A 13533-nucleotide genomic window follows, 5' to 3' on the forward strand; every position below is an offset into this window, starting at 1 on the left:
GACAGGTGCCTTTCGCTTCGCCAATAGGCCGCCTCCGCTTCGAGAAGCGGACACCCCGGAAGGGTGGCCGAGTGGTTAAAGGCAGCAGACTGTAAATCTGCCCACGCAAGTGTACGCTGGTTCGAATCCAGCCCCTTCCACCATCCCGACGACAGCGACGACGATGCGATGCGCCCTTTGCGGGGCCGGCGTCACCGTGAACGCCCGGTTCCGTTTGCATGCCGTAGGCGACGCCCGCGACTGTCGGTCGTCCGTCGCGATCCGGCTTCCGCGGTTCACGAGAGCGCCGGTAACTTTCTCATTTACCTAGGTAAAACCAGGGGTGTAACGACCGGAACGGCTGACTCCGGTGGGTGTTGGGGCGGGCATTGCCATGGGAGATGCCGATGACCGCCGCCACGGACACGAGGCGCGACGACGCGCCAGCGAGCAGTGCGAAACACCGCGCCGCCGATGCGGTGACCGATCACCTGACCGAGGGGAAGGGCAGCGCGGTGTCCGGCCGCGCGGTGACGATCAACCGGCCGGTGGCGGAGGTGTTCGACTATTTTCGCGATTTCGCAAACCTGCCGACGTTCATGGAGAACGTCGTCTCGGTCACGCCGCTCGACGCGGATCGGACGCATTGGGTGGTCAAGGCCCCCGCCGGCGGCACGGTCGCATGGGATGCGCGGATCACCGAGGAAGACGCGGGGCGGTGCATCGCCTGGACGTCCGAACCCGGTGCCGACGTCGCCAACAGCGGGCGTGTGACGTTCCGTGATGCGGGCGCGCGTGGCACGGTGGTCACCGCGACGATCGCCTACGACCCGCCCGGCGGCGTGATCGGCAAGGTGATCGCCCAGATGTTCCAGCGCGAACCCGCGATCCAGGCGCGCCGCGACCTGCGCCGGTTCAAGCAGCTGATGGAAACCGGCGAGATCGCGACGCCCGCGATGAATCCCAAGCAGTTCGAGGAGATGGGCCTGTGAGAGCGCTGGCGTGGCACGGCAAGCACGACGTCCGCATGGACACGGTCGACGATCCGGAAATCGTCAATCCGCGCGACTGCATCATCAAGGTGACGTCGACCGCGATCTGCGGTTCGGACCTGCACCTGTACGACGGCTATATCCCGACGATGCAGGCGGGTGATGTGCTGGGCCATGAATTCATGGGCGAGGTGGTCGAGGTCGGCGCGAAATCGACGCTGAAGAAGGGCCAGCGCGTCGTGGTGCCGTTCACCATTGCGTGCGGCAGCTGCTACCATTGCGGCAAGCACCAATATTCCGCTTGTCCGAACGGCCTGCCCGCGGACAATCAGGACATCGCGATGTCGCTGTATGGGCAGGAGATGTCGGGCCTGTTCGGCTATAGCCACATGACCGGTGGCTATGCCGGGGGACAGGCGGAATATGTCCGCGTGCCGTTCAGCGACGTCGGCCCCATCGTGATCCCCGACGGGGTCGACGACGACAAGGTGCTGTTCCTGTCCGACATCCTGCCGACCGGGTGGCAGGCGGCGGAATATGCGCAGATCGAGCCGGGGGATACGGTGGCGGTCTGGGGCTGCGGCCCGGTCGGGCTGTTCGCGGTGCAGTCGGCGTTCCTGATGGGCGCGGAGCGGGTGATCGCGATCGATCATTTTCCGCACCGGTTGGAGCTCGCCAAGAGGTTTGGTGCAGAGACGATCAACTTCGAGGAAAGCGCCACCTACGAGGCGTTGATGGAGGTGACCGGCGGGATCGGGCCCGACGCGGTGATTGACGCCGTCGGGTTGGAGGCGCACGGCCTGTTCGTCGACAACATCATCGACCAGATCAAGGCGTCGACGTTCCTGGGCACCGATCGGCCGCATTCGATCCGCCAGGCGATCATCGCGTGCCGCAAGGGCGGGCGGGTGTCGATGCCGGCGGTCTATGGCGGCTTCGTCGACAAATTCCCGCTCGGCGCCTTCATGGAGAAGGGGCTGACGCTGAAGACCGGTCAGACGCACGTCCAGCACTACATGCCCGCGCTGCTCAACGCGATCATGGAGGGCAAGATCGACACCGAGTTCCTGATCTCGCACCGCATGCCGCTGGAGGACGCGCCCAAGGGCTACAAGATGTTCCACGACCAGCAGAACGAGGTGACGAAGATCGTGCTGAAGCCGGGGATGGCGACGGCATGATCCCCATTCCTCGCTCGTCATCCCGGCGTTCGCTGGGATGACGAAAATGGGCGGAACGAAAGATTAAGCGAGAGGACCACGATCATGGCCAACCCATTTGCGATCATCACCGGCGCCTCGACGGGCATCGGCTTCGAACTCGCCACGCTGGCGGCAAAGAACGGTTACGACATCCTGGTCGTCGCCGACGAACCGCTGATCGATGCGGCGGCGGAGGATTTCAAGCAGTTCGGTACCGAGGTGCGTTCGGTGCAGGCGGACCTGTCGACGATCGACGGCATCGATACGGTGCTGAGCGCCGCAGACGGGCGGCAAATCGACTTGCTGTGTGCCAATGCCGGCCATGGCCTGGGCCGCGCCTTCCTGGACCAGGAGGTCAAGGACTGGCGGCTGGTGGTCGACACCAACATCACCGGCACCGCCTATCTGTTGCAGAAGGTGCTGCGCGAGATGGTCGCGCGCAACGCGGGCCGCGTGCTCGTGACCGGATCGATCGCCGGCTACATCCCCGGCGCGTTCCAGGCGGTGTACAACGGCACCAAGGCGTTCATCGACAGCTTCGTCGCGGCGATCCAGAACGAGATCAAGGAGGCCGACGGCGTCACGCTGACCAATCTGATGCCCGGGCCGACCGACACCGAATTCTTCGCGCGCGCCGACATGCTGGATACCGATGTCGGCACCGATCCCAAAAAGGCCGATCCCGCCAAGGTCGCGCAGGATGGCTGGGACGCGTTGATGGCGGGCAAGGCGGCGGTCGTCTCCGGCGTCAAGAACAAGCTGCAGTCTGCGGTCGCGAACGTCACCCCCAATGCGGTGCTCGCCGAGCAGCATCGCAACATAGCCGAACCCGGCACCGCCAAGAACTGAGCGCCCGACATCAAACAGGAGGACGATGCATGAACCGGATCATCACCGCGGCGGCGATCGCCGCGACGCCGTTCGCCGCCGCCATCGCGCAGGCGCCGACAACCCCCGCTGCCTATGTCGCGATGGCCGGGGCGGGGGATCAATACGAGATCCAGTCGAGCAGACTGGTGATGCAGACGACGCGGAATGCGGAGCTGCGCGCCTTTGCCGAGATGATGGTGCGCGATCACACCAACAGCACCGCAGAGGTTAAGGCGGCCGCACGGCAGGCCGGGCTGACGGTGCCGCCGCCGCGGCTCGACGCGAAGGGTAGCCGCGACATCGCCGCGCTGCGCGGTGCGAAGGGCACGGCGCGCGACGGGTTGTACGTGACGCAGCAGAAGGCGGCGCATGCGCGCGCGCTGGCGCTGCATCGGGGCTATGCTGCGAACGGCACGGCGGCGCCGCTGAAGGCGGTTGCCGGAAAGATCGCGCCCGTGGTCCAGACGCATCTTACCGCATTGCAATCGATGTAGGGCACAGGCGTCCAGGCATCGGGGCGGGCGACCTTGCGTCCCCCGCCCCGTTTTCGTAAGGGCGCTATCGCCGATGTCGCACAGACGATCGGCGCGGGACGGAAAGGCCGCGCGGCCTGCCGCTCTTCGCGGGTATAGCACAATGGTAGTGCAGCAGCCTTCCAAGCTGAATACACGGGTTCGATTCCCGTTACCCGCTCCATCCCCTTGTCGGACGGGCTGGCGTGGTTCACGGCTTGCTTACCACTGGGGTCTACACCCGCCGCATGTCCGATGTGCCGCCGCCCGTCTCCGGTTCCCGCCCGCCTTCCGCCGTCAGCTCCGGCGTGGGTATCGCAGGCCTGGTGGGACTGGGCGCGTGGCTGGTCATCGCCAAGCAGTTCGGCATGGACGGCCCCTATGCGGCGCTGGTCGCGCTGATCTGGACCGCGGTGCCGATGGTCGTCTGGTCGCTGGCCGTCGACAAGGTCCATCGGCGGGCGAGTACCGGGATCGACTGGGCGGCGCGCCAGGGCGGACGCGCGACCACCGACGTCAGCCTGACCAAGATCGCCGGACTGTTCGCCACATGGGGGCTGATCGGCATCGTATATTTCACCGGCCGTTTCTATTGGCAGGGTAATTTCGCCTTTGCGATGTGGTGCCTGACGTGGAGCGTGCCGGTGGTGGCCGTGCTCGCGGTGCCTTACGTCTTCTGGATCGACCGCCGGCTAGTCGAGCCGCGCGACGGCGCGTGGCATTTCGGCGCGTGGTTGACGGGACAGGCAGGCTGGGACGCCGCGGCGATCCACGCGCATCGGCGCGCTTGGGCGGTGAAGGGGTTCTTCCTCGCCTTCATGCTGGCGATCGTTCCGGGGGGCTATGGCGGGCTGATCCGCACGGACGTGACGGCGGCGCTGCGCGACCCGGTCGCGCTGGCGCAATGGCTGATCGCGTTGATGTTCGTCGTCGACGTGATGTTCGCGACCGTCGGCTATATCCTGACGCTGCGCCCGCTCGATGCGCATATCCGCAGCGCCAACCCCTTCGCCGCGGCCTGGACCGCGGCGCTGATCTGCTACCCGCCGTTCGTGCTGATGGAAGCGGGCGGCCCGCTCGATTATCATCAGGGCACGCAGGACTGGACGATCTGGCTGCAATGGCATCCGTGGCTGCTGGCGGGCTGGGGCGCGATGCTGGTGGTGCTGACCGGTATCTATGCCTGGGCGACGGTGGCGTTCGGCCTGCGCTTTTCGAACCTGACGCATCGCGGCATCCTGACGCACGGGCCCTATGCGCTGTCGCGGCACCCCGCCTATCTGGCGAAGAACCTGTTCTGGTGGGCGACGACGCTGCCGATCCTGAGCGTGGGCAGCATCGTCGACGCCGCGCGCGCGACGATCCTGATGGCGGTGGTCAGCGGCATCTATTACTGGCGCGCGCGCACCGAGGAGCGTCACCTCGGCATGGACCCGGATTATCGGGCATACAGTGCGTGGATGACGCGGCACGGCGCGGTGCCGCGCTTCTTCCGCTGGCTCACGGGAAAATGACCCTCGCGTTGGCGAGGGGAATGCTCAGAAGCTCGCCTCGGCATAGACGCGGCTGATGTCCCCCTGCCAGTCGCCGTTATAGGCGTCGAGCAGCCGCTGCGCCGGCACCTTGCCGCTGCGCACCACCTCGCGAAGGGGATCGAGGAAGCCGGTTTCGTCGTCGCCCGCCGCATTGGTGCGCGCGCGGGCCGAAAGGCCTGCGTGCGCGATGTCGAGCACCTGCCCTGCGATGTCGGCGAGCCGCCCGCCGCCGGGCAACGGCGCGTCGAGCGCGAGGCGCGGCACCGCGTCGCGCAGCGCCTGACGCTCCTCGAGGCTCCAGTCCTTGACGAGGTCCCACGCCGCGTCGAGCGCGGCATTGTCGTACAGCAGGCCGACCCAGAAGGCGGGCAGCGCGCAGATCTTGTTCCACGGCCCGCCGTCCGCGCCGCGCATCTCGAGGAACGTCTTCAGCCGAACCTCGGGGAAGGCGGTGGACAGGTGATCGTTCCAGTCGTCGAGCGTCGGCTTCTCGCCGGGCAGGACGCTGAGCTCACCCTTCAGGAAGTCGCGGAACGACAGGCCAGCGGCGTCGATATAGGTGCCGTCGCGGTAAACGAAATACATCGGCACATCGAGCATATAGTCGGCGTAGCGTTCGTAGCCGAAGCCGTCCTCGAACACGAAGGGCAGCATGCCGGTGCGCGCCGGGTCGGTGTCCGACCAGATATGGCTGCGATAGGACAGGAAGCCGTTGGGCTTCCCCTCCGTGAAGGGCGAATTGGCGAACAGCGCGGTGGCGAGCGGTTGCAGCGCGAGGCCGACGCGGAATTTCTTCGCCATGTCGGCTTCCGACGCATAGTCGAGATTCACCTGGATCGTGCAGGTGCGCAGCATCATGTCGAGACCCATGCTGCCGACGCGCGGCATATGGCGCAGCATGATCGCATAGCGGCCCTTGGGCATGATCGGCAGCTCGGCGCGCGTCTTGTCCGGCCACATGCCGAGGCCGAGGAAGCCGACGCCCAGCCGCTCGCCCGCCTCCTTGACCTGGCGCAGATGACGGCCGGTTTCGGCGCACGTCTGGTGCAGGTTGTCGAGGGGCGCCCCCGACAGTTCGAACTGGCCTGCCGGCTCCAGGCTGACGCTGCCGTCGGCGCCGGTCAGCGCTATGAGGTTGCCGTTCTCCTCGACCGGCTGCCAGCCGTGACGCTGCAGGTCGATCAGCAGATCGCGGATGCCGCCGGGCTCGTCCCAGGACGGCGCGCGGTGATCGGCGTCGCGATAGACGAATTTTTCATGCTCGGTGCCGATCCGCCAGCGATCGGCGGGCTTCTCGCCGCGTGCGAAACTCGCGATCAGCTGGTCGCGCGATTCGATGATCGGCGATTCCTTTTGCGTGGCGGTCTTGGTCGTCATGATCGGCGCCTTACGCGGGGATGAACAGGGGCGCCGGAGCGGAAAGTTAAGCCGTTTCCGACCAGTCCCCGGCGGCCGCCATCCATACCGATACCGCGGCAGCAGCGGCGGTATCGGCGCGCAGGATACGGGGCCCGAGGCCGATGCCGACCGCATCGGGATGCGCGCGAATCGCGGTGCGTTCCTCGTCGGTGAAGCCGCCTTCGGGCCCGATCAGGATCGCCGCGGGGCCGCGATGCGTGCGCATCGCGTCGAAGGCGGGGACGCCCCCCGTCTCGTCCGCAAAGAATAGCGCCCGCCCGGCTGCCCAGTCGCGCAGCAGCGCGGCGAGTTTCACCGGTTCGGCGAGCGCGGGCAGCGCGGTGCGCGCGCATTGCTCCGCCGCCTCGATCATATGCGCGCGGAGGCGATCGAGCTTCAGCTTGTCGACGACGGTGCGGCTGGTGAGCACGGGGACGAGGCGGTCGACACCCAGCTCGCACGCTTTCTCCGCCAGCCAGTCCACGCGCCCCTTCTTCAGCGGCGCGGCGACCAACCACAGGTCGGGCACCGGTTCGCGCGGGCGCAGGCATTCGGTGACCTCGAGCGTCAGGTCGCGCCGGCCGACGTCGCGCGCGATCGCGAGCCATTCGCCGGTGACGTCGTCGAACAGCTTGACCGGGTCGCCCACCGCGAACCGCATCACCGACACCAGATAATGTGCCTGCGGCCCGTCGAGACGCAGCGGCCCGGGGGCGAGCGGCGCCTCGATGAACAGGCGCGGGGTCGATTGCGGCGGCCAGGCGGGCGTGGCGGTCAAGATTTCCTCCGGCGGGCCTGACGAGCCCATAACTTGCGCATCAGGATCACGGCGAGCAGCGCCGCGACGGCGATGGCGACCACCGCCACGCTCACCACCCCGGCCACGCGCAGGATCGCCCAGAACAGCGCCTCCACGAACCGGCCCACCGCCACCGACAATCCGATCATGGCCAGCGATTGCCCGACATTTGCGGCGAGCGCGAGGCGGGGCGCGAAATATCATGCTATCCTCCCCGGCACGGGGAGGGGGGCCAGCGCAGCTGGTGGAGGGGCGCTGCCACGCAGCTCGCGGTTTGCGGATAGCCCCCTCCACCACCTTCGGCGGTCCCCCTCCCCGCGAGCGGGGAGGATAGGGGTTGCAGCCGGGGCATGGGGCGGGGAAGGAAGCGCATGGCCATGCTTCCCCCTGATATCGTCCCCGACAGCGAGCACAGGGGCCTTGTCGCGCGCCTGCCGCAGCCATTGCGCGGCCTTGCGCTGCTCGCGCGCTTCGATCGGCCGATCGGCTGGTGGCTGTTGTTCTGGCCGGGTGCCTGGGCGGTGGCGCTGGCGGGCGGCGCGGTGACGCGGTGGCCGCTGGTCTTGTGGATCCTTGCGGGCAGCGTCGCGATGCGCGGCGCAGGATGCGTTTACAACGACATCGTCGACCGCGATCTCGACGCGCAGGTCGCGCGCACACGCAGCCGACCGATTCCCAGCGGGCAGGTGTCGCTGCGCCTCGCCTGGTTGTGGCTGGTCGCCCTGTGCATCGTCGGGCTGATCGTGCTGGTGCAATTGCGGCCGCTCGCGATCGGCGTGGCGCTCGCCAGCCTCGCGCCCGTTGCCGCCTATCCGTTCATGAAGCGGATCACTTGGTGGCCGCAGGCATGGCTCGGGCTCGTCTTTTCCTGGGCGGCGCTGGTCGGTTGGAGCGAGGTAGCGGGCGACCTGTCGGCGCCGATGTGGCTGCTCTATGCCGGGTCGATCGCCTGGGTGATCGGCTATGACACTATCTATGCGTTGCAAGATCGCGAGGACGATGCGCTGATCGGCGTGCGCTCTTCGGCGTTGCGTATGGGCGCGCATGTGCGCGGCGGCACGGCGGCCTTCTATGCGGCGGCAGTGGCCTTGTGGGGTGGCGCGATCTGGTGTGTGCGGCCCGATCCGGTCGCTTTGGCAGCGCTGCTGCCCGTCGCGGGCCATCTCGCCTGGCAGGTGGCGACGCTTCGCCCCGACGATGGCGCAGGCGCGTTGCGCAGGTTCCGCAGCAACCGCTTCGCCGGGTTGCTCATGTTCCTCGCCTGCCTGGTCGTGGGCGCCGCGTAAGGAGGCTGCGTCAGGCCGCGACCGAGCTTGCGCCACGGCCGCGGCAGGCGAGCGTGCGCGCTTCCTCGACGGGCAGCGGGCGACCGAAATAATAGCCCTGTACCTTGGTGCAGCCAAGGTTTTGCACCATGCCGTGCTCTGCCTCCGTCTCCACGCCTTCCGCGGTGGTCGCCATGCCCAGGCTCTGCGCAAGCGCGACGACCGCGCGGATGATCGCGATCGCTTCCTTCACGCCCTTCGACGCGCCCTGCACGAAGCTGCGGTCGATCTTGATCGACGAAAAGCGCGTGCGCGACAGATAGCCGAGGCTGGAATAGCCCGTGCCGAAATCGTCGAGGCTGAGGCGCACGCCGAGGTCGAGGATGCTTTCGAGGACCTTGGTCGCGCCCAGCCCTTCGTGCATGAAGACGCTTTCGGTCACTTCCAGTTCGAGCCGTTCGGGAGACAGACCCGAGTTGGCGAGTGCGCTGGCGACGACCTGGACGAAGCCGGGATTCTGCAATTGGTCGGGCGAGACGTTGACCGCGACGCGGATGTCGGACGGCCATTTCGCCGCCTCGTGGCAGGCGGTGCGTAGCACCCATTCGCCGATCGGCTGGATCAGGCGCGCTTCCTCTGCCAGCGGGATGAACTTGGCCGGGGAAACGTTGCCGAATTGCGCGTTTTGCCAGCGTAGCAGCGCTTCGAATCCCTTGAGGCCGCCGGTGCCGGCGTCGACCACGGGCTGGTAATGGAGATGCAGTTCGCCCTTCTCGATCGCCTGGCGCAGCGCCATCTCGAGCACGCGGCGCTCCTCCGCGCGTACGTGCAGTTCGGGTTCGTAGGCGTGGTAGACGCCGCGCCCGGCATCCTTGGCGCGATAAAGGGCAAGGTCGGCGGAGCGGATCAGCATTTCCGCGGTCCGCCCGTCGCGCGGTCCCACCGCGAGGCCGACCGAGGCGCCAATATACAGCGTGTGCTGGTCCACCTCATAGGGTTGCGACAGCGTTTCGATGATGCGGCGCGCGAGCGCCTCGATCCGGGTGACGTCGGAGCCGTCGCGCACGACCACCGCGAATTCGTCGCCGCCCAGTCGCCCGCACATCTCGTTCGCGCCCATCAATTGCGCGAGGCGTTCGGACACGCGCCCCAGCAGCCGGTCGCCGATCGGGTGGCCGAGCGTGTCGTTGACCGCCTTGAACCGGTCGAGATCGATCATCATGAACGCGCAGCGCCCGCCCCATTGCTCGGCGGCGGTCATCGCCTGTTGCAGCGTCTCGTTGACCTGAAGCCGGTTGGGCAGGCCGGTGAGCGTGTCGAACCGGGCCATGCGATCGATCCGGTCGGCGGACGCGCGCTGTTCGGTGACGTCGGAGCCGACGCCGCGAAATCCACAGAAGACGCCCGACGGATCGAAGCGCGGCGAGGCGGCGAGTTCCCACCACCGTTCCTTGCCGTCGACATGGACGGGCAGGCGCAGGTCGCGGAAGCTCTCACGGCCCTTCAGCTTGTCGGCGAGCGTGCGCAGGCCCGCGCCGAAATTGCCCGTTTCCCAGCTCGGGCCGGCGAGCACCTGAAGGAACGGCTTGCCGTTGATCGTGACGGGGTCGAGGCCGCAGGCGAAGGCAAAACGCGGTGAGGCCTTGACGATGCGGCGCATCGCGTCGGTTTCCCACAGCCAGTCGGCGTTCGTCTCCTCGAACTCGCGCAGCAACAGGCTGACCGTCTCATCCCGCTCGGCGAGCGCGATCTGGCTGGCGCGGATGATCACGAGCGAGCGCGCGCGATTGAGACAGGCGAGGACGAGAAGCCCGGTGAAGGCCGCGGTCGCCCCCGCTTCGGCATAGCCGCCGATGATCATCAGCTTGACGAAGACGACGAAGCCCAGTCCCCCGACGAAAGCGATGGTCGCCAGCGCGAGCGGCGCCATCGCGACGGCGCCGGCGGTCATCAGCACCGACATGATCATCCAGAGCGCATAAGCGGTGGCGGAGGCGTCGCCGACGATGAACGCGATCGGCGGCACTGACCAGGCAATGGCGAGCGCGCCGCCTTCATAAGCGGTGTTGCGAAGATCGCCGGTGGTCGCATAACCGTCGTCGCGATGGTGCGTTGCAAGGCGGCGCATGGTCACAGTGACCGCGACGAGCGCGACGAGCGCAGCCCAGCTGATCAGGTGCCAATGGGCGGTGGTATGCGCGAACAGCCAGACGGTCGCCGCCGCCGCGAGGAGGTTGGCGGCGAGCAGGAACAGCGACAACTGGCGCCCGGCATGCAACTGGGATGCGCGGATTTGTGCCCATTGCGTCGCGTCGGCGCCGTCGCGAAGGCCCAATAGCTCCGCGAAGCGGATGGCACGGGGGTTCGACGCAGGGGCAGGATCGTGGCTCACGATCCGGGTCTACCGCTTGCTTGGTTGACGCAAGGTTGAGGCAGCGGCCGCTACCGCTGGTTTATTTGTGCCGGAAAAACGAACGGCGCGCCCGGAGCAAGGGACGGCGGAGGTGCCGTCCGTTCCCCGTCGCCCGGCGTCAGGCGGCGATGTCGTACGGCTTGATGTCGCCCGACAGATACAGGTTGCGCGCCTTCGCCCGGCTGAGCTTGCCCGAACTGGTGCGCGGCAGCGTGCGCGGCGGGATCAGTTCGATGACGCAGTTCATGCCGGTCACCGACCGGACGCGCTCGCGGATTTCCTCGCGTAGCCGCTGGCGTTCGCTGTCGTCGCTGCTGCGGCACTGGACGAGCACCGCGGGGGTTTCCTCGCCGCCCGGCGTGGTGATCGCGAAGGCGGCGATGTCGCCCGCCTTGAACCCCGGCAGCTGCTCTACCGCCCATTCGATGTCCTGGGGCCAGTGGTTCTTGCCGTTAATGATGATCATGTCCTTGGCGCGGCCGACGATGTAGATGTACCCGTCGGACATGTAGGCCATGTCGCCGGTGTCGAGCCAGCCGCCCACCATGCACGCATCGGTCGCCGCCTGATCGCGGAAATAGCCGACCATGACGCTGGGACCCTTGCACCACAATTTGCCGATCGCGCCTTCGGGCAGCGGCGTGCCGTCCTCCTCGCGGATTTCGACGGTCATGTCGCGCACGGGCTTGCCGCAATTGACGATCGCGCGGAACCGCTGCGGGCGGGGACCGTCATTCGCGGCGAGCGAGTCGCCGCCCGACAGCTGCGTTTCCTCGACCAGCTCGACGCGGATGCCCTCGCCCGGCGGCATGATCGATACCGCCAGCGTCGCCTCGGCCAGGCCGTAGCTCGGCAGGAAGGCCGACGCCTTGAACCCGGCGTCCGCAAAGGCATCGACGAAGGCCTGCATCACGTCCGGGCGGATCATGTCCGCGCCGTTGCCCGCGATGCGCCAGCGCGACAGGTCGAACCGCTCGGCCGCCTTGGTCTGCGACGACATGCGGCGCGCGCAGATGTCGTAACCGAAGGTCGGCGAATAGGAGAGGGCGGTGCCGTCATGACGCGAGATCATGTCGAGCCAGGCGAGCGGGCGACGCGCGAAATCCTCGGTCTTCAGGTAATCGGTCGACACCTGGTTGGCGATCGGCGACAGGAAACAGCCGACGAGGCCCATATCGTGATACCAGGGCAGCCAGCTGATGCAGCGGTCCGACCCGCCGATCTCCATACCGTGGCTGTGCGCGGCGAGATTGTTGAGCAGCGCGTGGTGCGTGATTGCGACGCCGTGCGGAAAACGGGTCGAGCCGCTGGAATATTGCAGGTAGGCGATCGCCTGACCGTCCGCCTGCGGCAACGCGACCTCGGGCGCCGCCCGGTCGGCGAATTCGGCCCAGTCGATCCCTTCCGTCCCGGCCAGGCGTGCGGCCTCGGACGCGAAGGCGGCGAGTTCGGGCGGGAAGACGAGCATCCTGGGCTCGCAGCTGGCGAGCTGGACGCGCAGCTGCTCGATATACGAATCGCGGCCACCGAAGCTGGTCGGCAGCGGCAGCGGCACCGGCCAGGCGCCGGCGTAGATCGCGCCGAAGAACAAGGCGGCGAATTCCGCGCCGGTTTCGGCGATCAGCGCGATCCGGTCCTCCGGCTGCACGCCCGCCGCGATCAGGCGATAGGCCATCGTGATCGCATCGCGGCGCAGTTCCGAATAGGGGTAGGCGCGCGCCAGATTGCCGCGCGCATCGTGGAAATTGAGGCCGCGGACACCCGAAGCAGCGTAATCCAGCGCCTCGCCAAGAGTCGCGAAATCGGCCAGCCGGCGGGGCAGTTCGTCCAGCGTTGGCGTCGGGGTCGGCGCAGGCTGGGGGTGAAGCTGCTCGGTCATTCGGTCGGGTCCTGTCTCTCTCGCGCACCGCGCGCACGTCTGGAACACTGCCGGAAACGACAGCACAAGCGTTCTTTTTCCCGCGCCACTGTGGCAACAACAAGGCCATGAAGCCTTTGCGTGCACCGCCAAAGCCCCTCGACGGGCCCGGAATGGAGCGGATGGCGCTGCGCTACGTCGAACGGTTCGCGACGACGCAGGGGAAACTGGCCGCTTATCTGGTGCGCAAGGTGCGCGAGCGCGGCTGGGACGCGGAGGGCGTCGACCCCGCCGCGCTGGCCGCGGAAATCGCGGCGCGTATGGCGGAACTCGGCTATGTCGACGATCGGCTCTTCGCCGAGAGCAAGGCGGCCGCTCTCGGCCGGCGTGGGCTGGGCGCGCGCCGCGTTGCCGAGGCGCTGCGCGCCGCGCATGTGCCATCGGCGGACGCCGAGGCAATGGCGCCGGATATCGCGGCGCGTGCCGGCGCCACGGCGTTGCGCTTCGCACAGCGGCGACGACTGGGGCCGTTCGGGCCGGAACCGCTCGACCGCGCAGGCCGCGAGAAACAGATCGCCGCGATGCTGCGCGCGGGCCACCCGCTGGAGCTGTCGCGGCGCATCGTCCAGGCCCGAAGTGCCGACGACATCCTGCAGGAACTGGAAGGATCGGACTGACCGGCGCCCGATTGCCCGATTGAGCAATTGCGA

Annotated in this window: 12 protein-coding genes and 2 tRNA genes; 9 read left to right on the forward strand and 5 right to left on the reverse strand. The window is 67.7% G+C overall.

The window, feature by feature from the left end:
- Positions 1-57 precede the first annotated feature (57 nt).
- The 7 genes from DM480_RS11300 (at position 58) to DM480_RS11330 (ending at position 5069) form a co-directional block, all read left to right on the forward strand.
- Positions 58-143 (forward strand) — tRNA-Tyr (locus DM480_RS11300).
- Positions 144-386: 243 nt separating this feature from the next.
- Positions 387-971: an SRPBCC family protein gene (locus tag DM480_RS11305; RefSeq protein WP_405053268.1), complete on the forward strand. Its 585-nt coding sequence runs from the start codon at positions 387-389 to the stop codon at positions 969-971.
- Positions 968-2152 carry a zinc-dependent alcohol dehydrogenase gene (locus tag DM480_RS11310; RefSeq protein ID WP_115379094.1) on the forward strand — a complete coding sequence of 395 codons (1185 nt, stop codon included), beginning with the start codon at positions 968-970 and terminating at the stop codon, positions 2150-2152. Before DM480_RS11305 ends, DM480_RS11310 begins: the two co-directional genes overlap by 4 nt.
- An 84-nt stretch (positions 2153-2236) precedes the next feature.
- Positions 2237-3022, forward strand: coding sequence for an SDR family NAD(P)-dependent oxidoreductase (locus DM480_RS11315; protein WP_115379096.1), 786 nt, complete (start codon positions 2237-2239; stop codon positions 3020-3022).
- Positions 3023-3051: 29 nt separating this feature from the next.
- Positions 3052-3537, forward strand: a complete 486-nt coding sequence (locus DM480_RS11320) for a DUF4142 domain-containing protein (protein WP_115379098.1) — start codon at positions 3052-3054, stop codon at positions 3535-3537.
- 128 nt (positions 3538-3665) lie between these two features.
- A tRNA-Gly gene (locus DM480_RS11325) sits at positions 3666-3739 on the forward strand.
- Between the two features lie 64 nt (positions 3740-3803).
- Positions 3804-5069, forward strand: coding sequence for a methyltransferase family protein (locus DM480_RS11330; RefSeq protein ID WP_198665953.1), 1266 nt, complete (start codon positions 3804-3806; stop codon positions 5067-5069).
- Between the two features lie 24 nt (positions 5070-5093).
- Here DM480_RS11330 and DM480_RS11335 read toward each other — a convergent pair whose 3' ends face one another.
- The 3 genes from DM480_RS11335 to DM480_RS18275 are packed head-to-tail and all read right to left on the reverse strand — an operon-like array spanning position 5094 to position 7436.
- Positions 5094-6467, reverse strand: a complete 1374-nt coding sequence (locus DM480_RS11335; protein ID WP_115379100.1) for a glutamate--cysteine ligase — start codon at positions 6465-6467, stop codon at positions 5094-5096.
- A gap of 46 nt (positions 6468-6513) precedes the next feature.
- Complete coding sequence (locus DM480_RS11340) at positions 6514-7266, reverse strand: 16S rRNA (uracil(1498)-N(3))-methyltransferase (protein ID WP_115379102.1); 753 nt, start codon at positions 7264-7266, stop codon at positions 6514-6516.
- Positions 7263-7436: a hypothetical protein gene (locus DM480_RS18275; protein WP_198665810.1), complete on the reverse strand. Its 174-nt coding sequence runs from the start codon at positions 7434-7436 to the stop codon at positions 7263-7265. Before DM480_RS18275 ends, DM480_RS11340 begins: the two co-directional genes overlap by 4 nt.
- Before the next feature lie 222 nt (positions 7437-7658).
- Between DM480_RS18275 and ubiA the strand changes: the two genes are divergently transcribed.
- Positions 7659-8573 (forward strand): 4-hydroxybenzoate octaprenyltransferase, encoded by a 915-nt coding sequence (gene ubiA, locus DM480_RS11345; RefSeq protein ID WP_115379104.1) that lies wholly within the window; start codon positions 7659-7661, stop codon positions 8571-8573.
- A 10-nt stretch (positions 8574-8583) separates the two neighbouring features.
- Here the strand turns inward: ubiA and DM480_RS11350 are convergent, their stop codons facing one another.
- Both DM480_RS11350 and DM480_RS11355 read right to left on the reverse strand, forming a co-directional pair.
- Positions 8584-10944 carry a putative bifunctional diguanylate cyclase/phosphodiesterase gene (locus DM480_RS11350; RefSeq protein WP_115379106.1) on the reverse strand — a complete coding sequence of 787 codons (2361 nt, stop codon included), beginning with the start codon at positions 10942-10944 and terminating at the stop codon, positions 8584-8586.
- A gap of 139 nt (positions 10945-11083) precedes the next feature.
- Positions 11084-12844: a fatty acyl-AMP ligase gene (locus DM480_RS11355; protein WP_115379108.1), complete on the reverse strand. Its 1761-nt coding sequence runs from the start codon at positions 12842-12844 to the stop codon at positions 11084-11086.
- Positions 12845-12951: 107 nt separating this feature from the next.
- Between DM480_RS11355 and DM480_RS11360 the strand changes: the two genes are divergently transcribed.
- Complete coding sequence (locus DM480_RS11360) at positions 12952-13500, forward strand: regulatory protein RecX (protein WP_232833975.1); 549 nt, start codon at positions 12952-12954, stop codon at positions 13498-13500.
- Positions 13501-13533: the final 33 nt, after the last annotated feature.

Origin of the sequence: Sphingomonas sp. FARSPH (assembly GCF_003355005.1) — a bacterium.
In the GTDB taxonomy this organism is placed as follows: Bacteria; Pseudomonadota; Alphaproteobacteria; order Sphingomonadales; family Sphingomonadaceae; genus Sphingomonas.